Genomic DNA, 26,997 nt, shown 5'->3' on the forward strand with positions numbered 1-26,997 from the left:
CGGACAGGCGCTTAAACACGAAATCCCGAAAACACAAAGTCCCCCGCACACAACCACAATAGTGCGTACGGGGGAGGGGAGAGAGGAAGTTATGCCGATGCCGAAGAAGCCGATGCGGAAGCCTCATCCTCGTGACCGGTGAGCATTACCCAGACACCATTCTTATACTCCACACCAACATACGTGCGGCCGCCCTCGCTCTTGGCAATCTTGTGGGGAGCAGAACCGTCTACGTGAGCCTTCAAATCCTGGTTGAAGGTGAGGTTGGCACTCCACGTGTACTGGTTGGGGTTCTTGGTGCTCTGACGGGGAAGATCCGCCAAAAGGCTCATCTCCATCAGGGTATCGGCACCGTAAGCCCAACCATCGTAGTCCTGGTACAGCTGAACGTACTCGTTAAACTGCTTAACGTACACATCGGCGGGATCAGCCTTCTTGAGCGGCTCAGAATCGCCGGTGAGCATCAGGTAGTTGATGGAAGCCAGCCAGAAGCCCGTAAACTCGTAGATTCCCTCGGGGCTCCGATCATTCATGTGCTCCGGGGGGAGGGGCTTCGGCACGTTCTTGGCCTTTTCGGTTTCGGTGGCCGGAACGTAGGTGCCGTTCTTCTCGTAGTTATCGAACTTCAAGGGGCCCTTGTAGGACTTGTTCGAAGACGCAGAAGCGCTGGAAGAGGCCGAGGCGCTAGAAGAAGCAGAGGCCGATGCGCTGGAAGACGCGGACTCACTTGCCGAGGCGGATTCAGAAGCCGACTCGGAAGACTTCGACAGCGGATGCACGGACTGGGCACAGGCGCTCAGCGTCACGGCGGCACCAGCACCGGCGGCCAGCAGGGCGGCGCGACGGGTCACAATGGAAGAAACAGGGAAAGGGCTGTTCATCATAGCCTCTCGGTAGAATTCATCAGAGCTGAGTGAGCTACTGTAATCATCATACCCGGGCTACCCGTTCATCCCACTCACCGTCCGTCACAAAACCGTTCTAACGGAGCAGCTGCGAGAAAGCGCGGCGAGCCTTGGCCACCTTGGGGCTCACCACAAATGTGCAATACCCCTGCGCCGGATTGAGCGCATAGTAGTTCTGGTGATAATCCTCAGCCTCATAGAACACGCTCAGGGGCTTAATCTGCGTAACAATGGGGGAGGAGTACAGCTGCTGAGCACGCGCCACCGCACGCTCAAACGCCTCACGCTGCTGCTCATCCGCGTAGAAAAGCACCGAACGGTACTGCGAACCGGTATCCGCACCCTGACGATCCCAGCTGGTCGGATCGTGGCTCGTGAAGAAAATATCCAGCACCGTATCCAGGTCAATGACCTGCGGGTCAAAGCTGAGCTTCAGCGCCTCCTGATGCCCGGTCGCACCCGAACACACCGAACGATAATCAGGGTCGGGAGTATCGCCGCCCGTGTAGCCGCACACGCTGGACTCAACGCCGCGGAACTGGCGATAGACGGCGTCCAGGCACCAGAAGCATCCACCGGCAAGAACAATTTCAGCCATAATCTCTCCTTGAACTATAAAACCACACTATCTGAAGAACACCGCCGAGCCGCATAATATTCCTGCGCTACTGCAGGCTTTGGCGTAAACCGCCACATGCCTCGCCGCGCCACCTGCCACAATAGAGGTATGACTGAAGAACTCGCAACCCCCACCCTCGCAGACGTCGTCGACGCCTTCCATACGCTCTTCCCGCCGCAGCTTGCCGCCGGCTGGGACGCCTCCGGTCTCGTCGCGGGTCGCGCCGCCGCCCCCGTACGCACCGTGCTCTTCGCCGTGGACGCGCTCGCCGCCACCGCCGAGGAAGCCGTAGCCGAAGGTGTCCAGCTGCTCATCACCCACCACCCGCTACTGCTGCGCGGCGCAAAGTTCATCCCCGACAGCACCTACAAGGGTGAGGTCCTCCACACCCTCATCGAGGGTGGATGCGGCCTGCTCGGCGCCCACACTAACGCCGATGCCGCCGTCGAGGGCGTGAACGAGGCGCTCTGTGACGCCATCGGCCTCATCGACCGTGAACCGCTCACCGAAGCGCAAACCCAGGTGCTCGACGGGCAGGAACACGCGGTAGGCACCGGCCGCCTCGGCACTCTGCCCGAAGAAATCACCCTCAAGGAGCTTGCAGAACGCCTCGCAGCGGCACTGCCCGCAACCGCCGGTGGCCTGCGCATCGCCGGACGCGCCGACCAGCCGATCCGCCGCGTCGCCCTCTGCGGTGGTGCTGGTGACTCTCTCTTCGACGCTGTGCGCGCCACCGACGCGCAGGTGTACATTACCGCCGACCTGCGCCACCACCCCGCCAGCGAATTCCGCGAAACAGCACGAGTTGACGGCAGCAACATCGCCCTGATTGACTGCTCCCACGCCGCCAGCGAATCGCTGTGGTTGCGTTCGGCGGCAAACCGCCTGTGTGCCCTGCTCGCTGAGCGCGGTTTCACCATCGAAACGAAGCTGTCTGCACTCAACAGTGACCCGTGGGACTTCACCGTCTCCACCGGCGTGGCAACCGGTCAGGACGCGCACTCGGCAAGCACCGCCGCAGCCCCCGCGTGGGAACTCTAGGGCGAGAATTCTAGGGGCGAGAACTCTAGAAGAACCCGCGCGGATTCCCTCAGCGCGTAAGAGCCCGGGCACCCCGTCTGTTGTGACGAGGTACCCGGGCTAGAACCGGCCAGGCCTACTTAGTTACCTGGCCTACTTAGTTAGCAATGCGATACAGGCCGGTAGTGATAGGGTTCAGCACACGATGCCGGTAATAAAACAACATCCACTCCAACTCAATGCGGGTCACAGCATGGTTCGGTTCAAACATGCCGGTCTCGGGAGTAATAACATTCTGCTGGGTAGCCCACAGAATCTCACGATAGAATGCGGAATCCGGCGTAACATCCGGGAATGACGAAACACCTGATACTTCCGGTGAACCAGACGCACGGTAAATCATTGCGGCAACGGTTGCATTCGTGAGACCGTCCTCCGCGTGGAATTTTCCGTCAGGTCCGCCGAAAGTAACGCCCTTTTCACGAGCCCAAATGTAGGCGGCGTAGTTCGGATCGTCCGTCTTCACATCCGGCCACGGGGAGACTGCAGGAAGGTCCACCTTGGGGCTGCCCTTCATCTCATAAAGGGCGGAAGCCAGCTCACCGCGGGTGGCAGGCTGCTTCTGTTCCTCGTCGTTCAGCGACGTCGAGAAGTACATGCGTTCCTCTACGGGAACGTATGCGTTCGTGAAACGCGGGACGCCCTCAAACTTCAAGTCCTGGTGTGCCAAAAGAACGCCGCGGTGCTCCGGGGCCAAACCCACAATCGGGGTGATGAGGGTCTTATCCGTCTGGCTGACATAGCCGTAGTCGCTCCACGCCTCAATGACGTACTGCTTGGACGGATCCAGCGTGTTCGCGGGAATCTTGAGGTTCACGAATGCGAAGCCTCCCTCCAGGCTCCTCTCGTACTCATCATCGCCGTGGATGTAATGCTTCATCTCGCTCATGACCAGGACGGGGGAACCCGTACCCTTCTCGCGGATGACGTACATCATGCCCTCGGCGCCGGGGATGTTATTCCCCACGAAGCCCTGCCCCTGAATCAGCAGTTCCTGATCCTTCGTGGGGTCCTTCAGAGCATCGTATTTCAACTTAGGTGCGAAGGTATCGGAGTGATAATCATTGGTGCTCAGACCGTGATGCGTCACAACGTTCTTGCGAGCCCAGATATCCTGAACGGTTGACTGCGGCTGGCCCTCGGGCTCGGCAAGGATGCCAACCTCGTAACGCACCTTGTCCAGGGTCATATCCGGGAAATACTCCGTGAGGGTGTAGTAACTCGGCAAAGTATTAGCCTCAACCTTCAGCGGGGTGACAAAGGTGCCGTCATCGTCAATGGTGAAGTCCTTGCCCTCTTCGAACCGCAGAAGAGTGTCGGTAATCTGCAGAGCGTTATAGGGGACGTTCTCCTCGGGTGCGATATAGATGACTACCTTGCCGTGCTGCTTGCGCCACTCCTTGGTGAAGCCGGTGCCCAGAACCGTAATTTTACTGTCCTCACCGGTGTACAGGCCGTCGCCCTCTTGCCCGATGTAGTCGCGGCCGTCCTGGTAGTAGTAATCCTCATACGTAACGGTGAAAGACGGCTCATCCGCGACATCCTGAGTTGCAGGGGTATTGGCAGCCGGTGCGTTAGCAACGGGCGCGTTTGCGGTGGGTGCAGCGTCCTGGGCCAGCACCGGGGTCATCGGCAGGACCATTGCGCTCGCCAGTACGAGCGCGCTGCAGTTCCGAGCCGCGTGGAAGAATGAAGACTTAGAGTCCGGAAGCGAGGACATGAGACATCCTTAGGGTCATTTCTCCGGGGCTGTGCGAGCTTAGCTGCAGGCCGGGAATCTACCGTCGAATCTGCGCGTGCCCTATGAGAAAAGTGGTTGAAAATCCCCCTCGGTTTCGGGGATATCCTCACCCTATCAAAGCGTTGAACGATTGTCAGGAAACACTCAAGGGATACTTGAAGGTTCTTGGAAATCTCACACAGCAGTTAGCTGATAAAAGCTGAACCCCGTGCTCCCGAACAGAAAACCATTCGGGAGCACGGGGTCATTCAGGCGGCTACGCTGAGCGAGCCTAGAAAGCCATCATCAGAACCTCCAGCTCACCGCGAGTCACCATGTGCTTGGGGTTGAACGTGCCGCTGGTACTCAGTGCAACCTTGTTCTGCCCAGCCCACGCAATCTCACGGAAGAACGCAGAACCCGGGGCCACATCGGTGTACGGGGACCAGTACTGCGCGGTGGGGGATCCAGCGGCACGGTAGGTGAATGCCGCAACGGTAGCGTTCGAAATTCCGGCATCCGCATGGAACTTACCGTCAGCCCAGCCGAAGGTAATGCCCTTCTGGCGAGCCCAAATGTAGGCGGCATAGTTCGGGTCGGTGGTCTTCACATCCGGCCAGGGAGAGGTCTCGGGGAGGTCCACCTTGGGACTACCAGCCTGAGCGTACAAAGCCGCTGTCAGCTCGCCGCGGGTAGCGCGCTCCTTGCGCTGCTCATCGGTCAGGCTGGGCTGCTTACCCTCAGTAGCGTCAGATCCCTTGAAGTTCAGGTCTTGAGAAGCCAGTAGGGTACTGCGGCCCTCGGGCGCCTTGCCCACCACAGGGCCGGCAAACTCGCCGTTCTTATAGCCGTCGTTACTCCAAACCTCCACGACGTACTTCTTCGCCGGGTCCAGAGTACTCGCCGGCACCTTCACGACGCCGCGTACCTCGCCGTTCTCGAACTCAGAAAAATGGTGATAGCGGTTATACCAAAAGATGTCACTCGTCGCCAGAACCGGGGTGTTCGAACCCTTCTCACGAATCACATACTGAACACCCCCGGAGGAGGCAAACTTACCGTAGAAGCCGGTACCCAAAAAGTAAATGCTCTGATCAGCGGCGGTGTCACCCAGAGCCTTGTACTCCACCTTGGGGGCAAACGCGCTGGAGCGGAACGCCTGAGTGTCCAGCACAGTACGATACAGCACGTTCTTACCAGCCTGCAGGTCCTCCACAGCCAGCTGGGGCTCACCCTGCATCTCGGTAAACATACCAATCTCGTAACTCACCTCGTAACGCTTCTCGTAACGCGGAATGCCGAGGAAAGGAGCGCGAGGCTTGTAGTAGCTCTGCAACGCATCGGGCTTGACCGTCAGCTGAGCGTCCAAGACGCCGTTTTCAGCAATGGTGAAGTCCTTGCCCTCCTCAAAACGGAGTAGAACATCATTGGCGGGCAGAACATCAGCGCCGTCAGGAACACCCTGAGAAGCAACAATGTAAACCACTACCTTGCCATGCTTCTCACGCCACTCCTTGGTGTAGCCCCAACCCTTCACGTGGATGGTGCCGCCCTCGGAGGTGTACAGCAGCTGTTCCTTGTTGTCGTACGAAAACTTGAACGTAGCTTTCTGCGGGGTCTTACCCGGAATATCCGCAGCCGTCGTGCCGTCAGAGCCATCGAAGTCCAGCTCCTGGGTAGCCAGCAGGGTACCGCGACTCTCGGGCGCCTGACCCACGACGGGGGTAATAAACTCGTCGCCCTCGTAGCCGTTGTTACCCCACACCTCGATAACATAATCCTTTGACTTATCCAGGGTGTTCGCCGGAATCTTCACCGTACCGTGGATGTAGCCGTCCTGGTAAGCGAAAGCCAGCTCCTTGTGGTTATATTCAATGATGTCGCTAACCACCAGAACCGAGGCGTTCAAACCCACCTCTCGCACAACAACCTGAACACCCTTCGGGGAGTTAATCTCGCCGCCGAAACCCCAACCCGAGAATTCCAGAACCTGGTCCTCATCAGTGTTCTTCAACGAGTGGTAGCCCAAGTGGGGAGTGAACTCATCAGAAGTGGCAACAGGGTTCTCACGGACGCGATCACCCGACTGAGAACTAGCCGCTGCAGTTGCAGTCGTATCTGCAGTAGCGTTCTGGGCAAGCGCTGGAGACATTGGCAGAACCATCGCGCCGGCCAGCGCCAATGCGCCGCATCCCTGCGCCGCACGGAGGAAAGAAGACTTAGAGTTCGGAAGAGCGGACATAAACATTCCTTATCGGTCATGTCCATTGCGCCGATGCAGGTTCTAAATGGGGGTGAGAAATTTCCGTCGAATCTGCGCTGGCCCAAGGAGAAAGTGGTTGAGTATCCCCGTCGGTTTCGGGGATATTCTCACCCTACCAAACCCTCAATGAGAAGTCCCGAGAACGCTCAAGGGACGAGTAAAAGTCCTGAAATTTTGTGCCTCAACGACCCTGCAAGCACTTAAAAGAGCGCAGAAAAATGGTTCAAACAACGGGTACAGAAAACGGGCACAGAAAACCCCGTGCTCCCGAACAGAAAACCATTCGGGAGCACGGGGAACCAGCGAGCTATCCGATGCGCCGCACGCGCCCTCAAGGTAAAACCCGAGGGGAGACGCGAGCGCACCGATGCGACGCTTAGCGAGCCTGGTATGCCGCGATCAGGGTGGCCAGCTCAGCCTTGGTCACCATGTGCTGAGCATCAAAAGTGCCGTTAGCGTTCAGCACCACCTTGTTCTGCTGAGCCCACAGAATCTCACGGTAGAAGGCCGAACCGGGGGTCACGTCCTTGTAGGAGGAGGTTCCCGTTACCGCAGGCGAACCCGCCGCGCGGTAGGTGAAGGCCGCAACGGTTGCGTTCGAAACGCCGGCGTCAGCGTGGAACTTGCCGTCCGACCAGCCGAAGGTGATGCCCTTCTGACGGGCCCACACGTAGGCGGGGAAGTTCGGGTCGGTGGTCTTCACATCCGGCCACGGGGAAGTCTCGGGGAGCTTCACCTCGGGGGTACCCGCCTGCACGTAGAGGGCAGCCGTGAGCTCGCCGCGGGTGGCCTTCTGATGCTGGTTCTGGTCGGGCTGCGGGGTCGGCTGAGGCTTCGGCTCGGGCTTGGGGGTCGGCTGCGGTGCCGGGTCAGGCTTCTTATCGTTGTCCTGGGCCTTGGGCAGGTTGGCGTCCCTATAACCGTTCGTGCCGTTCAGGTCCAGGTCCTGCCATGCGAGCAGGGTGCCGCGACCCTCGGTGGACTTGCCCACAACCGGCGCGAGCAGCTCGCCGTTCTCGCTGTAACCGTCGTTAGCCCAGACCTCAATCACGTACTTCTTCGAAGCATCCAGGGTGTTTGCCGGAAGATTCACGGTACCGTTCAGGTTGCCGTCACGGTAAGCCGAAGCCTGGGTGGGGTGGTCAAACTCGATAATGTCGCTGGTTGCCAGAACCGGGGTGTTCGAGCCCTTCTCACGAACCACGAACTGGACGCCCTTAACGGAGTGGATATCGCCGTTGAACCCCTGACCGCCAACGTGCAAAACCTGTGCCTTTGCAGAGTCAGCCACAGCGTTGTAGCTCAGGCGCGGCACGAACGGCTCCGGCTTCTCGCCCAGAGTGTTCAGCACCCGAGTGCTCACTACGTTCTTGCTGGTCCACAGCTCCTGGGCGGTCAGCGGCTTCTGGCCCTTCTGCTCAGCAACTACGTGAATATTGTAGCGGACGTCGTATTTCGTGCCGCCGGTCGGATCATGGAAAATGTCGTCGTCAATGAAGTAGTAGGCGGCAAGCTTGTACGCCTCAACCTTCAGATCAGCCTCGAAGGTGCCGTCATCGGCAATGGTAAAGTCCTGCCCCTCCACAAAACGCAACATATCCGAGGTCGGAATCCTGTAGCCGGAGGGCGCGTATTTTGCGGGGGCAATGTACAGCGCCACGGTGCCGTGCTGGGCACGCCACTCCTTGGTGTAGCCCGAACCCTTCACGTGAACGGTGCCGCCCTCGGTCGTGATGAGGAAGGGGTTCACGCCATCGTACTTGTAGCCGTCGAGAACGGACGCCTCAAAAGTGGTGGTCTGCTCCACTGGCTTGGGATCCGGCTCGGGCTTCTTGTCGTTGTCCTGAGCCGTGGGCAGGTTGGCGGCCTGAACGCCGTCCGAACCCTTGAAATTCAGATCCTGCCAGGCCAACAGAGTGCCGCGGCCCTCGGGGGCCTGACCCACGACGGGAGTGACGAGCTTGTCGCTGCCCTCGTAGCCGTTGTTGCCCCACACTTCGACGGTGTACTGCTTCGCCGAATCCAGGGTGTTAGCGGGAATCTTAACGTTGCCGATGAGGTACCCGTGCTGGTACCGGAACGCATACTCGGGGTCGTTGTACTCGACAATGTCGCTGATAGCCAGGACGGGGGTGTTCGAACCCTTCTCACGAATAAGAATCTGCACGCCCTTGGGGGAGTTAATATCGCCGTTGAAGTCCCAGCCGTTGAAGTGAAGATCCTGGTCCTTGGACGTATCGGTAAGGGCACTGTAGCTCCAGTGCGGGGTGAAGGCGTTGGTCTCAGCCTTCTGGTCACCGCCGGCCTTCGGGGTGTGGTCAGCCGGCAGGGAGCCGGCGGCAACGGCCGCGGGTGCTTCCGCAGTCACATTCTGAGCCAGCGCCGGGCTCATGGGAAACACCATGGCACCGGCGAGAACCAGCGAACCGCATCCTTGTGCTGCACGGGCAAAAGAAGAAGGGGCCTTAGAGTTCGGCAGAGAAGACATCATTATCCCTATCGGTTCTATTGTGTCTCGCACCGCGGTGTGCGGTACCGCGGGAAGCGGCGCGCAACATTGCGGAATACCGCACCGAAAACGGTGAGGCACCCCCGCGCGTATGGGGACGCGGGTGCGATGGGTTGGTTGGTTGTCCCCGTCGGTTTCGGGGATGATTTCACCCTACCAAACCCTCAACCGGAAATCACAGACCCGCTCAATGATGAGTTGAATGTTTCCCTTTATTTCAACCTCTAAGACCCCGTGGGCCATCGGCTACAGCGTGCGGAAGTACAGGTACAGCATCATCGCCACGCGTGCCTTCGACGTGTGCTCCGTTGGAGCGAACGCGTCGCCCTCGGACACGGTAGACACGCCGCGGCGAGACGCCCACACAATCTGGCGATAGAAGGGGGTCGAGGAAGTCACATCACTAAACGGTGAGGTGCCCGTCAGCTGAATCTTCGAGGAGCCGTCAGCACGGTGCAACAGGGCGACGGTCGAGGCGTTTGACAGGGGTGCCTCCGGGTGGAACTTGCCATCATTCCAGCCGCTCGTAATCTGCTGTTCGCGCGCCCACAGGTAGGCGTCGTAATTCGGGTCAGACTCGTCAACATCCTCGTAGGGGGAATGGTCCGGCCGAGTCACGGACGGCGAGCCCGCCAGACGATAGAAGATGCGAATCAGTTCGTCTCGTGTCACCGTATTATCCGCGCCGAAGAGAGTCTCGGAATCGGGGTCCATCACCTGCGCGCGCACGGCCCAGCGCACACCATCGTAGTAGGCAGAACCCTCGGGTACATCCTCGAAAGCGGGCTGGTAATCGGGCGAGGCAATGACCGGACGGTGTAGCTTCGTGTCGGGGGAAGAGAGGCTTAGCGAGGGGCTACCGTCCGCGGAGGCATGAAGGCTGGCCGATGTCGGGACGGTGGCATCTGCCGCCGGAGTATTCGCCTGCGAGGGATCGGCCATCGAGAGAAGGGGAGAGAACGGCAGGTACAGCACACCCGCAAGGATTACCGCGCCCACGCCCAGCTCAATGCGGCGTCGGGAAGTCGACTTCTTCCGCTGCTCGGCGGATGCGTCGGTAGAATCGACGGGGCTGAGAACCTGCGCGGACTCGTGATGATTCGGTGAAGAATTAGACGTAGCGGAACGCTTCGCGTTGCGGGACATAAATCCTCGATGTGGTTGGTGTATCGGTGTGTTTCTTGTACCGCGCTACCGCGTGTTCCCCGCCGGAAAAGGGGAATACGCGCACGGATATGCAATAGACCTAGCATAAAACCGCAGGACCCAAAATGCGAACTCAACCCGCTGAAAGGCCTTGGACATGCTGGAATACTGCCGGGGCGGTTTTATGGAAATAGGCTCAACGGTGAGAGATGAGCCAGGTGATCGGCACGGCTTCCACCCCCGCAAAAATCCGCCGGGCGGATGCGCGACGCACCTCTCGGTAACATCTGCATCCGCCCGGCAGAAGAAGGCCTTGTCAGCCCTTAGCGGCCCGCGTAGTTCATCAGGAACCCAGCCAGCTCGCCACGGCTTGCCAGAGCCGTGGGGTAGTAGTTGCTGCCCGGGAACACCTGAAGATTACGCTGCTTAGCCCAGGTAATCTCGCGGTAGAACGCCGAACCCACCTTGACGTCCGTGTACGGAGCCTGGGTGACGGTCACGCGCTTCTTGCCGTCGTAACGGTACAGGAAGGCCGCCACGGTGGCGTTCGAGACACCGGCCTCGGCGTGGAAATTACCGTCGGCCCAACCGTAGGTAATACCCTTCTGACGAGCCCAAATGTAGGCAGAGTAGTTCGGGTCGGTGGTCTTCACGTCCTTATAAGGGCTGGTCGCGGGAAGGGTGACCTTCGGCGAACCCGCCAGACGGTACAGGGCAACGGTCAGGTCGCCGCGGGTCGCGTTATCGTTCGCCCCGAACCAGGTCTTCTCGTGCGGGTCCAGGAGCTTCTTCTCGTTGGCCCACTGCACGGCCTTGTACAGTGAGTGGGTGGAGGGAACGTCGGCAAAACCGTTCTTCTGCTGCGGCGAGGTTCCGGTCAGGTTCAGGTAGGTGGCCGAGACGCGCTTGCTCTCGCCCTTGGCCGATACCACGTTCACGAAGATCGCGTAGTGGCCATCGGCCTCGAGCTGGGTTCCGTCAATCGACAGGGCAGTCTCGAAGGCACCCTGGGACACACGGTTGGCGGGGAGCACAACCTTCTGGATGGGGTCGCCGGTGGGCTGACCGTCAGCCTCGGCCGCGGAGAAGAGAACCTGGACCGAAGAACCGGCCGGAACATTGAGGTGGGAGCCCTTCACGCGAACCGTCGTGGAAGAGCCCAGATCCACCGAATCGGTGCTCAGGGTAACCGAGGGGTCTGCGTGGACGGCGTTCACGCCGGTCACCGGCACGAATGCCTGGGTGCTCAGGGCCTGCTCGTTCGCCTGGTCGTTGTCTTCCGGGACGGTGTACTCGAAGGTCTGCACCACATAGGAAGTGCCAGCCTTCAGGGTGCCCGCGGGGATGTTCAGGTTCGTGCTGAAGCGGCCGTTAACGTAGCCCATGTACTGGCCGAAGAAGGCCGAGTAGTAGGTGAACTTTGCCTCGGACTGGGCCAGCGCGGGGCCGGTCGGCTTGCCGGTGGCCGGGTCAACGGCGCGCACGGCCAGAATCAGAGACTCGTTGCCGTTGTAGGAGATGTCCTGGAATCCAGCGCCGTTCACGGTGATCGAGGTGTTTGCCGAAGCATCCACGGTCGAAGCGCTGTAGCTCAGGGTCGGGGACGAAACCGTGGGAACGGCGGCAACCTTCAACTCGGTGCGAGTCTCGCCCGCCGGAATCCAACCGTCCTGGTCGGAGTCGCGGTAGCCGAGCACCACGTCGAAGGAGGAGCCTGTTGCCTCAAAGAAGTTGGCGTCCACCGATGCGGTGAGCTTCACGGTGCCGTCCGCAGCAAAGGCGGTGGAGGGCACGTCCTGGGCGTAGTAGGGGTAGCTGCGCGGGTGATGCGGCGGGAAAGCGATGCTCTCACCCTTGGGCACGATGTAAAGACGGAAAGATTTATCGTGCACGAACTCGGGGGAGAATCCGGAGCCGTTAACGGTGATGGTGCCGCCCTTGAGGATGTCGAAGGTGCCGGAGGTGACCTGCAGGTGCTGCGTGTTCTGTGCTTCTCCCTGCTGCACGGCACCGGCTACTGCCGGGGTATTCGCCGTGGGGGCCGCCATGGCCGGGGAGAGAGGCAGGAGCATCGCGCCGGCAAGGGTGAGGGCGCAACCGCCCTTCACCATATTCTTAGAGAATACGAAACGCGGATGGCTCTGAAGTGAGGACATTGGTATCCAATCAGTTTTATCGGTGTGACGCATTGTGTGGAAGTGCGTATCAACACCGTAGCAAATAGATAAGACCTGCCGTAATCGGGGCGGTTGTGGACTTGGAAAAAGTTTCACACCAGAAGGCTGATCTTAAGCTGAAGTATAACTTTAAAAACTATGTGCATGAGGTGGAAAATATGCCTAAATATTGTGCTGATAAGCACAAACACTGAGTCGCGGGCAAAGCTCCATGCTCCAAACGGGGCAGAAAACCCACCGCACAATCGATAAAAACCAAATTATCAACTATATAAAGTTGATAAGTCTCGTCGTGCGGTGGGTTTGATAAACAATCGCAATACTAGGTATCTAGCGAAGAAAGATTAGGGAAAGGCCGGGTGAGGCCCGACCCGCCCTTAATCTCGCATATTGGCACACAGGGTATCCGCGTGCAGCATAATCAGAGCTCGCGCCCATTCCGCACGGGTGACTTCCTGGTCCGGGAAGAAATTCGCGCTCTTGTACGCGAAATTCGGGTCGATATTCGCGCGCGTATGCAACCACACGGATTCCCTAAAGAAGGGAGAACCGGGGTGCATATCCGCAGGCACCACCGGAGTGGGGTGGGTTCCTTCGGTAAGGACCGGGTACGCCTCGTTGAAGCGATATAGGAAAGCGGCCATCGTGGTGCGGCGAGCCACCGCCTCCGGATGCATCTTGCCGTCGGACCAGCCGCTCGTCAGTCCCTTCTGCACGGCCCAGATGTAGGCGGCGTACCGGGGGTCCTTCGGCGAAACATCCGGGTACGGCGAAACTGCGGGGAGAACTACCTTGGGCGAACCCACCGTGCGGTACAGCGTATCCATAAGGTCGCCGCGCGTGGCCGCGCGGTAAGGGTAGATGCGGCGGTTCTTGTCGATGAGCATCATCTTCTGCTGGCACACGGTGTATACGTCGTAGGAGTACGGATCTTCGTCTTCCAGGTCAATAATGAAAGGCGTCCGCGCGTAATCGGTATTGACGGTAACGTCAGAAACCATCGTGCGCAGAATGGTGTACTGCTTATTGTAGGGGCGCAGGGTAAGGCGAATACCGTACTTTCCCTTCGGGCCGGTCGTCATACCCGTGGGAAGAATGACCGTCTGGCGGTACACATTATCGGTATCCAAACGATTCTTCTCGAGGGAAATAAAATAGAATACTTTAAATCCCTTATCCTCGGTGTAGTTACCGATTTCAAAATAGGGAGTATATAGCCCGTTTTCAAAGATCGGTTGCAAACCGGAAACTTCGTAGGAGAGGGTAAATCCGCTGATATCAATCATTGCCTGATTGACCTGCAAATCCAGAGGAACGCTCTGAATGTCCAGGGTTGCGGCCTGTGCACCCTGCAGGGCGAGCTGGCCAGCTCCTAGCGCCCCGGCGATACCGAGGGCGGCGGTGCCCTTCAGGAAGAGGCGACGAGATGACGAGGTAGACATATCGTGTCCAATCGGTGTGTTTCTGAATGAATTGTTATACCGCCGCTAGACCTGTAGCTCGGCCATAATCCGAGCGAGACCTATCGGCGTGCAGGACGTACCGGGCTTCGATAGCGCTGAGTCGAGAGAACGCGAGGTGAATATGCAATCCCTCTCGGTGAGGGGTTAATTAATACTATAAACACATCGAATGGTTAAAGAAAACGGTGCGCTGAGTGATACCTCTGCCGTAGAGCGCATTAGGAAAGCGTCGATGAGAGGAAATGCTAAATCACGGAGAAAGAATGTTATTTCCCGCGACTCTTTTAAAGGTAAAAATTTCTTAATATTTAAATTTTTAGCCGGGCAGCACGATCGCACCGCCCGGATAAAATCACGACATAAAGCCCGCTGGGATTTATTGCCCCTCGTGCACGAGGAGGGTCAGGACACCCGCCTTACGAGCCGTGGGCAGAGCGCACTCCACCGCCCAGTCCTCGCTGACCGCCTCCAAGAATTCGGCGATACCCGCCGTGGAACCATCCAGGGGGCGCGCCGCCAATCCCGACTGAATCAGATACCGAGCAAAGAGGCCGCGGTAATGCTTCGCCATGTGTGAGACAACCTTGCGAGAACCATCGGCCGCCACACGCTCCACGCGAACCGCCAGAGTCTGCGACGGGGGAGTCACCCACGACTTCGCGTAGGCTGCAGAACGGCAATCCAGAATCAGCTGGTCCTTCGCGGTTGCCTCCAGGGCGGTGCCCAGCGCACCCTTCCAGAAGTTTGCCAGCGCACCAATCGAACCCAGCTTCACGCCCATGGACAGGCGGTAGGCGGGAATCGCATCCTCGGGGCGCAGAACACCCCACAGGGCAGAAGAAATCAGCAACGACCAGTGCGCCGCATCGCGCTCGGCGGGGGAGAAGCTCGCGTAATCCAGCGCCTCAAACAGCACGCCCGTATAGGTGCGAATCGCGGGCTGCGCCGGCTCGGACAATAGACGCGTGTTGCGCTCCACCTCGGCTTCGAGGGATGCGCCCACCTTGAGCTCCGCCAGGGCGTCGGGGCCCGAGCTGACCGCGGTCAGCTCCTCCAGGACGCTCTCACGCTCGGCCGTCAGCTCCGGAAAGGAGAGATCGGCAAAAGAAACCGGGGCGTTGCCCGTCGGGGCGGGGGTCTTACCTTCAGACGGGGGAAGAAGAATTAGCATCTACCCAGTGTACCTGGCAGGCTGTCAGCGCATCCGCGAGATTCCAGCGTACCCGCGAGACGAACCCGGTAAATAACCGCCCCGAGAGGTATGCGTATAATGAGTGGGGTGAAAACGGGCCGTCCGGGCAATCGCGAGGTACTCGGATGCTTCGAGGAAAGTCCGGGCTCCACAGCACAGGATGGTGGATAACATCCACTCGGGGTAACCCGCAGGCCAGTGCCACAGAAAGTAAACCGCCGCGGTTCGCCGCGGTAAGGGTGAAAGGGTGGTGTAAGAGACCACCAGCGGGCGCGGTGACGTGCCCGGCTAGGTAAACCCCATCCGGAGCAAGGTCAAATAGGATGCGCCATGGTAGGGTAGTGTGCCCGATCCCCGGTTCTCGGGGTGCGTATTCGGGTAGGCTGCTTGAGACGTGCGGCAACGTACGTTCTAGATAGATGATTGCCTCGAAACGCCCCTTCGGGCGGCGTTTTAGACAGAACCCGGCTCATAGGACGACCCGTTTTCACGTCACCATCCGCAGATGGTAAGCGAAGACCGCGAACGCATTTTCTAATGCGTTCGCGGTCTTCGCTTTAAAGCTTCGCGGGAGGCCCGCCCGACCTTTGGGAAGGCTCTAGGGGAGCCCGCGATTAGTGGCCGAAGGGATCGGGATCCACGCCCGGCATCCACGAGTTGCCGTCCACGGTCCAGCCTTCCTTCTTGACGACCTTCTTCATCTTGCTGGTCCACTTCTTGTTCAGGCGGTTCACGTACAGCTTGCCGTCCAGGTGGTCGGTCTCGTGCTGCATGCAGCGTGCGAACCAGCCGGTCGCCTCGAAGTGGACGGGGTTGCCGTGCTCGTCAAGACCGTTCACCGTGACCCACTCGGCGCGCTTGAGGGGGAAGCCGTAACCGGGGAAGGAGAGGCAGCCCTCTTCCTCCTCGTAGGGGTCCGGGTCAGCGGTAGAAATCTTGCCCAGGGTCAGCACCGGGTTGATGATGCAGCCGCGCGGGGGAACGCCGTCCTCGTTCTCCATCTTGTAGGTGAAGATGCGCAGGCCCACACCAATCTGCGGTGCCGCCAGACCCACGCCGTTGGATGCGTCCATGGTTTCGTACATGTCAGCCACGAGCTCCTTGAGCTCATCATTAAACTCGGTGACGGGTGCCGCGGGGCGGTGCAGAACGGGGTTGCCGTGAATAACGATGGGGCGAATAGCCACAGAATCATCCTTTGCTTGTGTTGAACGGGAACCTATCGGGTGCGCCTGCCGCATGAAGTCGCGGGGCATGCTGTTCTCGTTCGAAGGGTTGAAAATGCTGGTGTAAAAGTTTTGCTCCGGTAAACCTTGTACGGGTAAACCGAGGTGAGGGTAAAGCGAAAGGGCCGTTACGGATAACCATAACGACCCTTTCCATCGGGGTGATCGACGGGGGTTGAACCCGCGACCTCCTGGACCACAACCAGGCGCTCTGCCAACTGAGCTACGACCACCATGTGCTTCGCTTGGTTTCCCTTGCGATGTGCAACGGATACTACTGTACATGAGTTCACGAACCCTGCCAAGCTGAGATTGGGTGATGCTCGTTACAGTTTGAGATAGGGGTTGGTGGCGCCGGACGCACCCCCGGGACACCCTCGAGGGCCCGGAGGACGCGCATCCTCGGTGCACAGCTACATCGCGCTCAGGCGCCGTTGCATAGCGCTCGGCTACTGCTCGGCAGGTTCGGCGGCCTTCGCCTCCAGCTCGGCGCGCTCCGCCTCAACCTCGCGGGCAATCTTAGCGGCGGCCACGGCATCCGGACCCTGCTCCACAAAAATTGCGCGACGGTAGTACTTCAGCTCGTCAATCGAATCCTTAATATCGCCCAGCGCGCGGTGGTGACCGGTCTTCACCGGGGCGCTGTGACGGGCGGCGGGGTACCAGCGCGAAGCCAGCTCCTTAATCGTGGACACATCAATCACGCGGTAGTGCAGATGGTCCATCACCTGCGGCATGTAACGTTCCAGGAAGCGCTTATCCATGCCCACCGAGTTACCACCCAGCTGCGCCTTGCCCGCCACAGGAACATACTTCTTCACGTAGCGGAGCACCTGCTCCTGGGCGTAATCCATCGACACGCCGTTCTCGAGGTCGTCCAGCAGACCCGAGGACTCGTGCATCGAACGCACAAAGTCGTTCATGTTCTCCACCGCACCCGCGGGGGACTCGTCGCCGGGCTTAATGACGAACTCCACGCCCGAACCCAAAATGTTGAGGTCGGCATCAGTGACCAGAACACCCACCTCAATCAGGGCGTCATTGGCCACGTCGAGGCCGGTCATCTCGCAGTCAATCCATACAATACGTTCACTAGAAATACTCACACTCCAACTCTACCCTCATTCGCGCCCGCCCGCCCCTCCGCGCGTCGGAACATAGTCGGAACGTATAAGAACGCTCAGGTGTGTGCAGAGGCGGTGTCCACACCGCGCGCTCGCACCCGAATCCGCCGGGCTCCGGTGAAGCGCTCGGGTATGATAAAAGCCAAAGAGACGACGCATACAGAAAGGGAGTAATGCGCTCACTGAAAGAGCCCGCACACCGGCTCGCCGCCACCAGAGCACACGACGCACCCCTCTCACCCCGGCTGCTGGATTACGTCAATAACCACCGTCTGCGAACGCTCGTCATTGGCACCATCGGCTCAATCATGGTCACCCTGGGGTCCTACACCGTCGGATGGCTCTCGGATAGCTCCAACTTTTGGCGCTACGACCTGATTCGCGCCATCAGGTTTGACGCCGTATGGGTCATCGCCGGCATTATCCTGCTGGCCCTCGGCGCCATGATTATGTGCCGTGAATGGCTGCGCATCTACCAGAAGATGGGCGATTGGAACGAACCCAACGCCATGCGTTGGATGATTGCCGTCATCACCAGCTGGTCCCTGCCGCAGATCTTCGCCTTCACCATCTACAGCCGCGATATGTTCTCCTACTACGGTCAGGGCATGGTCATGGCGCACGGCCTCAACCCGTACAAGCACGGAGTCTCCGAAATCTCGAACTTCATGCAGAACGGTGCGGACCCCATGTGGGCGGAATCCCCGCCCCCGTATGGTCCGGTCTCCCTCAAGCTTGAAGAGTGGATTGTGCGCCTGGCAGGGGAGAATATCGACCTCTCCCTCTTCTACTTCCGCCTGCTCTCCGTGCTCGCGGTCATCGGTATTCTCTTCTACGTGGCAAAACTCGCCAAGGCACACGGCTTCAACCAGGTCCGCGCCCTCTGGCAGATCGGCCCGAACCCGCTGTTCATCGCATCGTTCATCGCCAGCGGCCACAACGACTCGCTCATGACCATGTTCATGCTCGGCGGCCTCTACTACGCCAAGCGCTACCGCGACACCCGATGGGGCGGCCCGCTCGGCGTGACCTTCGTAGCCCTCGGCGTTGCCGTCAAGCCGCTCGCCCTCGTGGTGTTGCCCTTCGTGGGTCTGCTCTGGGCGGGCAAGAACGCCTCCTGGCCGCGCAAGTTCGTGTTTTGGGCTTTCTCCGGTGTGCTCCTGCTTGCCGAAATGGCGCTCATGGGCTGGGTGACCGGACTGGAATTCGGTTGGATCAAGGCGCTTTCCACGACCGGCGGCCAGTACATCTGGTACACCCCCTTCGGCCTGGTGATTGGCGCGGCATCCCTCTTCACGCAGGGGGATACCTTCGAGGTCATTCGCAAACTCATCGAGACCGTCGGCAAGGGCATCGGTATGCTCGGAGCGGTAGCAATGGCATTCGTTGGACGCGACCGCAACATCGTGCGCCACGCCGGCCTGGCCATCCTGTTCATGCTCCTGTGTAGCCCCATGATTCAGCCGTGGTACCTGCTCTGGGCTATCCCAATGCTTGCCGCGACCGGTCTGCGCTCGCACTTTCAGCTCATGTGGTACTTCATCACTACGCTGTTCTTCATGGCCTACGGCGTGAGCGACCAGCTGAACGTTTCGCCCTATCTGCGCGATTTCAACCAGGATATGGGCCGACTTATCGCAACGGTGGTCTGCCTGGGCTACATTGTGTACCTCATGGTCCTCGACCCGGCAACCCGCCGCATGGTGTACGTGAGCTTCCGCCCCACGCAGGTGCGCCGCACCGCGATTCGCCTGTGGTGGCAGCTGTTCCCCGGCGCATCGAGCCGCCGTGCACGCCGCCGCGAGGCAAAGAAGCAGGAGCGAGAGGTGCTGACCGGCTCTACTCGGGGCTAACCCCTCGAGTGTTCCGCCCCGACGGTTCCTCTGGGCGTCCAAACGTGCGGGGAACAGCCAGGACTCGTGTACCCTAGAGGAAGGCCCCAGTAGCTCAGAGGATAGAGCAGGAGCCTTCTAATCTCTTGGTCGGGGGTTCGATTCCCTCCTGGGGCGCCGTAACGAAAACCGCCCCGCACCCTTCAACGGGGGTGCGGGGCGGTTTTCTTTATACCCTTGAGCTACCGCAAAGATGCGGGGCGCGTTACTTCTTGGTCGGGTTCGTGTCCTTGCACGAGTTGAGGGTGCGCTCCATGACCTTCTTCTCGTCGGCGGTCACCCACAGCTTGTACTTGGCCTTCACGTGCACCTGGCGAGCCACGTAGGTGCAGCGGTAGGAGGCGTTGCTCGGCAACCATTCGGAGGCATCCGCATCGGACTTCTGCTGGTTGGCCGGGCCGTCCACGGCGAGCAGGTTCTCGGGGTCGTTTGCCAGCTGGCGGCGCTGCTCGGCGCTCAGGTCCTGCGCGCCGGTCTGCCATGCGTTCGATAGGGCGACCACGTGGTCAATCTGTACGGCCGCGGAGGTCTTCTTGCCGCGCTTGAACTCGATGGTCTTACCGGTGTATGGGTCTGCAAGCGTGCCGGTAATGACGGTGCACGCGTGGGTCTTGACCTTGAAACGAATATTGGTCAGGTCGCGGCGCAGAATGTCGTCGCGGGTATTGCACTTGTTGCCGTCAACGTCATCCCAGGCGGGGCCGAACTGATCGCGGGAGTAACCGGTCTTGGGAGCCCAATCCTTCACCTGCAGCGAGGCCAGCTCGCTCTTCGCGGTGGCCAGATCCGGCGCGAGCGCGGTGGCGGGATCAACCGCCTTGTACGGGTTCTTGACCTCGGAGAGCGTCTCGGTTGCTACGTTGGCGTCATCGTCGTCGGTAGCGGAGGTCGAAGACTCCGCACCGAAGAGGCCGCCCTCGCCGTGCTTGCTCACGTAGATCATGCCGACAATCAGCAGAATGATGGCCAGGAGGGCCAGCAGGCCGTAGATGAGGCGCTTCTTCTGCGGGTCCATGGACTCGGGGAGTCTGGGTAGGTTGCGTTGAATCCGCTGAAGATCCTGCAGCGTGGGCAGGTCGTTGCTGTTCATGGGCTTTTTGCTCACGGAAACTCCGGGGGTAGCACGGTGTACTCGGTCAGGTATTGGTCAAAGCAGCGGGTCGCCGCTCCATCAAGGATAGAGGGCTTGCGGTGTAAAAGGTAACTCGCTCGCCGTGAATTAGCTCGCCTCTGCGAGGAGGGGAGCGAGGATGCGGATGGCGTCATAATTCGTTCCAATGACGGTTCCTCGCGTCGGTTTTTTGAAAAAACTACCCCAAACGTTCAAATATTTCGTCCACAGGCGGGATGATAGCGCGATAAGACCGTGAATTATCCACAGATACGCGAGGGGCGGGCACCCGGTGGCGGCGCACGCGGCACAGTAGAAGAAACCTACCCGAAGAGCCGACCGGGTAACCTGCCGGCCCAACTGGACCGAGGCTGATCAACCGGCCCAACCCAACCTGGGCGGGAGCCCGAGTGGAGGCCCCTCAACCGGTCCGGGCCAGCCGGTGCAGAGGCTTTAGCCCGGGGTTAGCCCCAAGAAATCATAGGAGATATCGTGAGCGACACCATCGTAATCCGCGGATTCACCGCATCCAACCCGACCCTGGCGGCCCTGCCGAACGGCGTGCCCGTCGTGAACTTCCGCCTGGCCAGCACACCGCGCTGGCAGGACGCTACCGGAACCTGGAAGGAGGGCACGACCAATTGGTACACCATTAAGGCCTACCGCCGCCTGGCGCAGAACATCGCCGTCTCGGTGCAGAAGGGGCAGCCGCTCGTCATTAGCGGGCGCCAGCGCATCAACCGTTGGAACCGCGAGGACGGCACGCAGGGAACTACCGTGGAGATTGACGCGCAGGGCATCGGCCACGACCTGAACTACGGCACAAGTTCCTTTGCTCGCACCGTGGAGAAGCGCGCGCTCCACGAGGACGCTCCGCTGGGCGCGCTGCCGAATACGCCGCAGGGCGCGCCGGATGCGGTATCGCATGTGCCCCAGAACGCCGAGTTGCCGAGCACGGTGACTCAGAGCGCTGGAGTGCAGGTTGCGGGAACACCGGGCGGGGGCGCGCAGGGTGGGGGAGCTCAGAGTGACGAACCCCCCTTCTAAAAGTGCTCCCCGGATGCTTGCATAAACGCGGGTGCATTGGGATAATGGAGCATTGTGTTGACATCGGGCACGCCCCTGCCGCAGGGGGAAGAGCGACCAACGATGTCAACCTTCGGGCACCAATCCTGTCCGAAGCATGAAGTTTTCTGTCCCCTGTGGGGCAGAGCAATCTGAGTCTATTTGACCTGCGGCAGATGGCTCTGGAGATCTACAACTATGCAGACTCTTGACTTCCTCGACAAGAAGTCCCTCCGTGACGACGTCCCCGCCTTCGGCCCCGGTGACACCCTGAACGTTCACGTTAAGATCGTTGAAGGTAAGAACCACCGTATCCAGGTCTTCAAGGGCTTCGTCGTTGGCCGCCAGGGTGCAGGCGTTCGCGAGACCTTCACCGTCCGCAAGGTTTCCTTCGGCGTTGGTGTTGAGCGTACCTTCCCCGTTCACTCTCCCTCCATCGAGAAGATCGAGGTTGTGACCCGCGGTGACGTCCGTCGTGCAAAGCTGTACTACATGCGCGACCGCCACGGTAAGGCTGCTCGTATCCGCGAGAAGCGCGAGTTCTAATCTTTATCGATTCAGAATTCTGTTGCAAACCGCTCCCATCCGCACCCGTGCGGAATGTGGGGCGGTTTTTGCGTATCCGGGCGAGCACCCCGAATACGGTGATGCGCTGTCCAGAAGCGGGGGAGGCGAACGGAGGAGCACTCCCGCGGCCCCTGCTGTCGGCGAGCTGTAGGGCTCGGAGGGGCTTCGCTATACGAGTCAAAGAGGCGGCGGCACGGGTGCTCTCGTTACAATAGCTAGGTACCGCCTCACTCAGGTTGGCCTACATGTCTCTCAAACGAAAGGCTCTTCAGCATGGCAGATGACAAGACGACTGCGAACAACAGCCCCTATCCCGAGGGATATAAGCCCCAATCCCGTCGCGAGCGCCGTGAGATGGAGGAGTACGCCGCGCGTCTGGCCGAAGAGAAGAAGCGTGAACAGGCCGAGCTGGCCTCCTCCGAACAGGGCGAGGAATCCCACGTAGGCGACGCTCGACCCGCCGCTGCCGAGGCGGCGAGCGCATCCGCTCAGCCCGCGGAAGCACCTGATACCAAGGGCTCGGAAGAAGAGGGCGCCGCAACCACCGCCGATAAGAGCGCCGAGAAGGACGAGGAGAAGCCCGAAGACCCCTCGACCATGACCGCCAAGGAGCGCCGCAAGGCCAAGCGCGCCGAGCAGGCCGAGCTGACCTTCGCTAAGGCCCGCGAGGAGGACCGCCTGGGCGAGTGGGCCTGGGTTCAGGTGCGTGAGGGCGGTACCGTGGTTCTTTACGCTCTGATTATTGCGTTCCTGATTAAGACCTTCCTGCTACGCGGTTTCTACATCCCCTCCGGTTCGATGGAGCAGACCCTGCAGGTCAACGACCGCGTGTTCATCAACGTGGCGGGTTCCTATTTCAATGAGCCCAAGCGCGGTGACGTCATCGTGTTCAAGGATTCGCAGGGCTGGATTCCTTCGACCCAGAAGAGCAGCAACCCCATTAAGGAAGGCCTCTCCTTCGTGGGTGTTCTGCCCGACACCTCTTCGAACTACCTGGTCAAGCGCGTTATCGGTACCCCCGGTGACGTGGTGGAGAGCGACGGCTCCGGCAAGATCAAGGTCAATGGCGTGGAGATTAACGAGCCCTACCTGTACCCGGGCAACCAGCCCTCCGAGCTGGCCTTCAAGGTGACCGTGCCCAAGGACAAGTACTTCGTGATGGGCGACCACCGCAGCAACTCTGCGGATTCCCGCTACCACATCTCTGACGGCACCGCCTTCATCTCGAAGGATGACGTTCAGGGTAACGTCTTCGTGGTGGCCTGGCCGCTGAACCACTTCGGTCTGCTGACCGACGAGAGCTCTGTGTTCTCCTCGGTTCCCTCCCCGACCTCGACCCCCGAACAGTAGGAGAGAGGCCGTGACGGTGAGCGCAAAGGCCGAGGAACCCGCAAAAGCGGAGAAATCCAAGGCCGCGAGGCCTCGGGCACCAAAGCCCGCCGCCGACCTGGAGCATGAGAAGCGGCTCTTCGAGGTGGGGGCTCGCGCGGTGGCGGGTATCGACGAGGTGGGACGCGGCTCCATGGCTGGCCCTGTCAGCGTGGGCGTCGCAATTCTTAGCCCGGACGCCACCCTTGAGGTGGGCGGGCTGATTGACTCCAAGGCCCTCTCGCCTGCGCGCCGCGAATCCATGGTCCCCGAGATTCGCCGCTGGTGCGCCGTCGAGGTGGGCCACGTGGACCCGCAGGACGTGGATGCGCTGGGCATGACCCTGTCGTTGCGGCTCGCCGCCCAGCGGGCCCTGGCCGCTCTGGCACGCCGAGGCTACCGCGCCGATGCCGCCCTACTCGATGGTAAGCACGACTGGTTCACCCCTCCGCAGGAGGACCTGTTCAGCGCGCTGGCACCGGACCCGGCGCAGGCGCGCTACGACGCTCTGCTGACCGAGGCCTGGGAAGGGGTTGGGGAACCCGCGGCTATGCCCGTGACCATGGTCATCAAGGGCGACTACAAGTGCGCCTCGATTGCGGCTGCCTCTGTGGTGGCGAAGGTTGAGCGAGACGAGCTGATGGTGGCCCTCGACGGGGTTCACCCGGGGTACGGCTGGGCGAAGAACAAGGGCTACGGCTCGGCCGCCCACCGTGAGGCAATCAGCGCGCAGGGCCCCAGCCCGATGCACCGCCTGTCCTGGTCGCTACCGGCCACCGCCGAGCAGATAGCGGCCGCGCAGCGGGCCCGCGTATTCGGGGAGAAGAGCCCCGAACGCTAGGGGAGAGCGCCGTTGAGGAGGCCTGAGTCTTGCTTGGAGCACCCCGCAATGCTGGTGAGATACCCGCTGAGAGACACCCGAGTTGCACGCGCAGCAGAGAATGACTGCAGGAGGAAGAATGAGCGCAGAAGACCTCGAAAACTACGAGACGGACGCCCAGATGGCGCTGTACCGCGAGTACAAGGACGTCATGTCGCTCTTTAGCTACGCGGTGGAAACCGACCGGCGCTTCTACCTGGCGAATCAGGTGGACGTGACCCCGCACGTGCAGGACGGCACCCTCTACTTTGAGGTGCTCATGAGCGATGTCTGGGTGTGGGATGTGTTTCGTTCCAACCGCTTTGTGAAGAAGGTGCACACCTACTCGGTGCGCGATGTGAACGTGGAGGAGCGCCTGCCCAACCAGGAATTCACGGTCCCCGAGATGCCGGATTTCAGCGCCTAGTGTTCCGGTAGCCGGTGTGTATATGACATTCCCCTCGACCGGTTTTTGAAAAAATACCCCCAAAATTTCAAAATAAGAAGCTGTGGATAACCTCCCTGACCGCGATGCGGCCGAGGTTATCCACAGTTTTTTCTTTCCGATTCCTCGGCCCGGTTCGCCTGGGCACAGTAGAAGCACGACCAAGCCATCATCTACCGTGGGAGGGAATCGTGACCCCCGAACATCAGAGCATCGCAACGCAGACAACCGCACAGGCACCCCGAACGAACGAACCTGGTGGCTCGCCCCGCAGAGGCGCGCGACGCGCCCGGAAGAACCCCGCCGCGGTCACGCGGGCCCTGCCCCGAGCTCACGGCGTCGGACGCTGGGGCGAAGAGGTGGTCAGCCGCATCCTTGAGGCGAACGGCTACCGCATCGTCGACCGCAATTGGCGACCGCCCGCCGGGCTGGAGCACGAACAGATTCGCGGCGAAATCGATATTGTCGCAATCGACCCCGACGATGAGCTCGTCTTTATCGAGGTCAAAACCCGAAGCACCGAGGACTTTGGGCACCCCTTCGCCGCCATCGACCGCGACAAGACGCGCCGCACCCGTTCACTGGCGATTCTCTGGTGCCGCCTGCGCGAGAGCCTGGACTTCGCGCGTTTTCGCATAGACGCGATTGCGGTGACCGGAACCTGCGAAACCTTTACCTTCGAACACCTGAAGGGGGTGGCGTAATGGGCTTCTCACGCACCTACTCCGTAGCCCTCGTGGGGCTGAGCGGGCACATCGTGGACGTCGAGGCCGATATCTCGCAGGGACTTCCAGGCTTCGTGCTGCTGGGACTGCCAGATACCGCCCTCAACGAATCCAAGGAGCGCGTTCGCTCCGCAGCCAAGAACACCGGAATTACCCTGACCCAGCATCGGCTCACCGTCAACCTGACCCCGGCGACCCTGCCTAAGCGCGGATCGGCCTTCGACCTGGCCATCGTGGTGGCCGCGCTGCAGGCAGAGAAGAAGCTACACCCGAGCGGGGACAGCGTGTTCCTGGGGGAGCTGGGCCTCGACGGGACGATTCGCCCGGTTCCGGGCATCCTGCCCGCCGTGAAGGCCGCGGTTGCCGCCGGGCACCGCAGGGTGATCGTCCCCGCCGAAAATGCGGAGGAGGCAGCCCTCATCCCCGGCGCACAGGTGAGCGGATTCCGCTGCCTGGCCGAGGTGTTCGCGGCTCTTGGCGCACAGACGCAGAAGCTAACATACCCGCCCGCCCCGAACCCCGAGGAGAAAGCCCTCCCCAAGAAAAACGCGGGTATTCCTTCGGACATGAGCGACGTAGCCGGTCAAGCGCAGGGCCGCTTCGCCCTGGAAATCGCGGCAGCCGGTGGACACCACATGCTCCTCACCGGCCCTCCCGGATCGGGCAAAACGATGCTGGCCGAGCGGTTGCCGAGCATCCTGCCGCCCCTGGACGACGATGCGGCGATGGAGGTGACCGCCATCCGCTCCCTCTGTTCGGCGGGTGAGGCGCTCAGCGAACTGGTACGTGAGCCTCCCTTCGAGGCCCCGCATCACAGCGCATCCGCGCCGGCAATCTTGGGAGGTGGCAGCGGTATTCCTCGGCCCGGATGCGTCTCTAAAGCACACCGCGGCGTGCTCTTTCTCGACGAGGCCCCCGAATTCAAACGCACGGTCCTCGACTCCCTGCGCCAGCCCCTCGAATCCGGGGTCGTAACCCTGGACCGTTCCACCGCATCCGCCACGTATCCCGCGCGTTTTCAGCTGATTCTGGCCGCTAACCCGTGCCCCTGCGGCATGAACGTGGGGCTCGGTACCGAGTGCACCTGCGCGCCCCGGGAGCGACGCGCCTACTTCGGGCGTCTTTCCGGGCCGCTCGTGGACCGCATCGACGTCAACGTGACGGTCCCGAAGGTCTCGTCCACGGAGCTTGTGGGAGGTCAGATAAATGAGAGCTCGGCGCAGATTCGCAAGCGCGTGCTGGCTGCCCGTGAGGCTCAGCGCGAGCGATTAGAACCCTACGGTCTGAAGACGAACGCGGAGATGAACGGCAAGATTCTGCGCGGCCCGCTGCGCCTGGACGCGAAACTCACCGGCGAGCTCAACGCCGCTGTCGACCGGGGAAACCTGACGGCGCGCGGCTACGACCGGGTGCTGCGCATCGCCTGGACGCTGGCCGACCTGGAAGGGGCCGCATACCCGAGCCGGGAACACCTGGACGTGGCCCTGTTCCTACGCCAACAGGGCCAGCTGCACTAACGCGTGGTGCAAGCTAACCAAGGG

21 protein-coding genes, 2 tRNA genes and 1 other RNA gene are annotated in these 26,997 nt (G+C 60.7%); 11 read left to right on the plus strand and 13 right to left on the minus strand.

The annotated features are described in order from the left end of the window. Positions 1-89 precede the first annotated feature (89 nt). Both ADJ95_RS07745 and msrA read right to left on the minus strand, forming a co-directional pair. On the minus strand, positions 90-884 hold the full coding sequence (locus tag ADJ95_RS07745) for a DUF6318 family protein (RefSeq protein ID WP_342626561.1): 795 nt from the start codon (positions 882-884) through the stop codon (positions 90-92). 97 nt (positions 885-981) lie between these two features. Continuing rightward, positions 982-1,503, minus strand: a complete 522-nt coding sequence (gene msrA / locus ADJ95_RS07750) for a peptide-methionine (S)-S-oxide reductase MsrA (RefSeq protein WP_049334065.1) — start codon at positions 1,501-1,503, stop codon at positions 982-984. A 129-nt stretch (positions 1,504-1,632) separates the two neighbouring features. On the opposite strand from msrA, the gene ADJ95_RS07755 reads away from it, so the two are divergent. Then, on the plus strand, positions 1,633-2,565 hold the full coding sequence (locus ADJ95_RS07755; RefSeq protein ID WP_049334066.1) for a Nif3-like dinuclear metal center hexameric protein: 933 nt from the start codon (positions 1,633-1,635) through the stop codon (positions 2,563-2,565). Between the two features lie 136 nt (positions 2,566-2,701). On the opposite strand, the gene ADJ95_RS07760 is transcribed toward ADJ95_RS07755, so the two are convergent. The 7 genes from ADJ95_RS07760 to ADJ95_RS07790 all read right to left on the minus strand — a co-directional run bounded on the left by ADJ95_RS07760 (position 2,702) and on the right by ADJ95_RS07790 (position 15,053). After that, on the minus strand, positions 2,702-4,324 hold the full coding sequence (locus ADJ95_RS07760; RefSeq protein ID WP_049334067.1) for an S-layer homology domain-containing protein: 1,623 nt from the start codon (positions 4,322-4,324) through the stop codon (positions 2,702-2,704). 292 nt (positions 4,325-4,616) lie between these two features. Further along, the gene (locus tag ADJ95_RS07765) at positions 4,617-6,566 is read right to left on the minus strand and encodes an S-layer homology domain-containing protein (protein ID WP_049334068.1); all 1,950 of its coding nucleotides are present in this window, start codon (positions 6,564-6,566) and stop codon (positions 4,617-4,619) included. 397 nt (positions 6,567-6,963) lie between these two features. Then, positions 6,964-9,075, minus strand: coding sequence for an S-layer homology domain-containing protein (locus ADJ95_RS07770; protein WP_049334069.1), 2,112 nt, complete (start codon positions 9,073-9,075; stop codon positions 6,964-6,966). Between the two features lie 267 nt (positions 9,076-9,342). Next, positions 9,343-10,242 (minus strand): S-layer homology domain-containing protein, encoded by a 900-nt coding sequence (locus ADJ95_RS07775; RefSeq protein ID WP_049334070.1) that lies wholly within the window; start codon positions 10,240-10,242, stop codon positions 9,343-9,345. Between the two features lie 323 nt (positions 10,243-10,565). Next, positions 10,566-12,398 carry an S-layer homology domain-containing protein gene (locus tag ADJ95_RS07780; protein ID WP_049334071.1) on the minus strand — a complete coding sequence of 611 codons (1,833 nt, stop codon included), beginning with the start codon at positions 12,396-12,398 and terminating at the stop codon, positions 10,566-10,568. A gap of 398 nt (positions 12,399-12,796) precedes the next feature. Continuing rightward, positions 12,797-13,861, minus strand: a complete 1,065-nt coding sequence (locus tag ADJ95_RS07785; RefSeq protein ID WP_049334072.1) for a twin-arginine translocation signal domain-containing protein — start codon at positions 13,859-13,861, stop codon at positions 12,797-12,799. Between the two features lie 397 nt (positions 13,862-14,258). After that, the gene (locus ADJ95_RS07790; RefSeq protein WP_049334073.1) at positions 14,259-15,053 is read right to left on the minus strand and encodes a YaaA family protein; all 795 of its coding nucleotides are present in this window, start codon (positions 15,051-15,053) and stop codon (positions 14,259-14,261) included. 115 nt (positions 15,054-15,168) lie between these two features. Here ADJ95_RS07790 and rnpB point away from each other — a divergent pair. Further along, positions 15,169-15,562, plus strand: an RNA gene (gene rnpB, locus ADJ95_RS09000) — RNase P RNA component class A. Between the two features lie 126 nt (positions 15,563-15,688). Here rnpB and def read toward each other — a convergent pair. The 3 genes from def to orn all read right to left on the minus strand — a co-directional run bounded on the left by def (position 15,689) and on the right by orn (position 17,406). Next, a complete protein-coding gene (gene def / locus ADJ95_RS07795; RefSeq protein ID WP_049334074.1) occupies positions 15,689-16,261 on the minus strand; it encodes a peptide deformylase in 573 nt (190 codons plus the stop codon). A gap of 199 nt (positions 16,262-16,460) precedes the next feature. After that, positions 16,461-16,533, minus strand: a tRNA-His gene (locus ADJ95_RS07800). A gap of 216 nt (positions 16,534-16,749) precedes the next feature. Continuing rightward, positions 16,750-17,406 (minus strand): oligoribonuclease, encoded by a 657-nt coding sequence (gene orn, locus ADJ95_RS07805; RefSeq protein ID WP_049334075.1) that lies wholly within the window; start codon positions 17,404-17,406, stop codon positions 16,750-16,752. A 191-nt stretch (positions 17,407-17,597) separates the two neighbouring features. On the opposite strand from orn, the gene mptB reads away from it, so the two are divergent. Then, on the plus strand, positions 17,598-19,277 hold the full coding sequence (gene mptB / locus ADJ95_RS07810; RefSeq protein WP_049334076.1) for a polyprenol phosphomannose-dependent alpha 1,6 mannosyltransferase MptB: 1,680 nt from the start codon (positions 17,598-17,600) through the stop codon (positions 19,275-19,277). 83 nt (positions 19,278-19,360) lie between these two features. After that, positions 19,361-19,433 (plus strand) — tRNA-Arg (locus ADJ95_RS07815). Between the two features lie 88 nt (positions 19,434-19,521). Here the strand turns inward: ADJ95_RS07815 and ADJ95_RS07820 are convergent. Next, positions 19,522-20,421 carry an HNH endonuclease family protein gene (locus tag ADJ95_RS07820; protein ID WP_049334077.1) on the minus strand — a complete coding sequence of 300 codons (900 nt, stop codon included), beginning with the start codon at positions 20,419-20,421 and terminating at the stop codon, positions 19,522-19,524. A 498-nt stretch (positions 20,422-20,919) separates the two neighbouring features. On the opposite strand from ADJ95_RS07820, the gene ADJ95_RS07825 reads away from it, so the two are divergent. From ADJ95_RS07825 to ADJ95_RS07855, 7 genes are all read left to right on the plus strand, one after another. After that, positions 20,920-21,474, plus strand: coding sequence for a single-stranded DNA-binding protein (locus tag ADJ95_RS07825; protein ID WP_049334078.1), 555 nt, complete (start codon positions 20,920-20,922; stop codon positions 21,472-21,474). Positions 21,475-21,690: 216 nt separating this feature from the next. After that, positions 21,691-22,038: a 50S ribosomal protein L19 gene (rplS, locus tag ADJ95_RS07830; RefSeq protein WP_005507488.1), complete on the plus strand. Its 348-nt coding sequence runs from the start codon at positions 21,691-21,693 to the stop codon at positions 22,036-22,038. A 294-nt stretch (positions 22,039-22,332) separates the two neighbouring features. After that, positions 22,333-23,409, plus strand: a complete 1,077-nt coding sequence (gene lepB, locus ADJ95_RS07835; protein WP_049334079.1) for a signal peptidase I — start codon at positions 22,333-22,335, stop codon at positions 23,407-23,409. 10 nt (positions 23,410-23,419) lie between these two features. After that, the gene (locus ADJ95_RS07840) at positions 23,420-24,268 is read left to right on the plus strand and encodes a ribonuclease HII (protein WP_080974973.1); all 849 of its coding nucleotides are present in this window, start codon (positions 23,420-23,422) and stop codon (positions 24,266-24,268) included. A 118-nt stretch (positions 24,269-24,386) separates the two neighbouring features. Then, positions 24,387-24,713 (plus strand): DUF2469 domain-containing protein, encoded by a 327-nt coding sequence (locus tag ADJ95_RS07845; RefSeq protein ID WP_049334080.1) that lies wholly within the window; start codon positions 24,387-24,389, stop codon positions 24,711-24,713. 338 nt (positions 24,714-25,051) lie between these two features. Beyond that, positions 25,052-25,435 (plus strand): YraN family protein, encoded by a 384-nt coding sequence (locus ADJ95_RS09325; protein WP_049334284.1) that lies wholly within the window; start codon positions 25,052-25,054, stop codon positions 25,433-25,435. Next, on the plus strand, positions 25,435-26,973 hold the full coding sequence (locus tag ADJ95_RS07855; protein ID WP_049334081.1) for a YifB family Mg chelatase-like AAA ATPase: 1,539 nt from the start codon (positions 25,435-25,437) through the stop codon (positions 26,971-26,973). The genes ADJ95_RS09325 and ADJ95_RS07855 overlap by 1 nt, the downstream gene beginning before the upstream one ends. The last annotated feature ends 24 nt before the right edge of the window (positions 26,974-26,997 follow it).

The organism is Rothia mucilaginosa (assembly GCF_001061665.1).
Lineage (GTDB): Bacteria > Actinomycetota > Actinomycetes > Actinomycetales > Micrococcaceae > Rothia > Rothia mucilaginosa_A.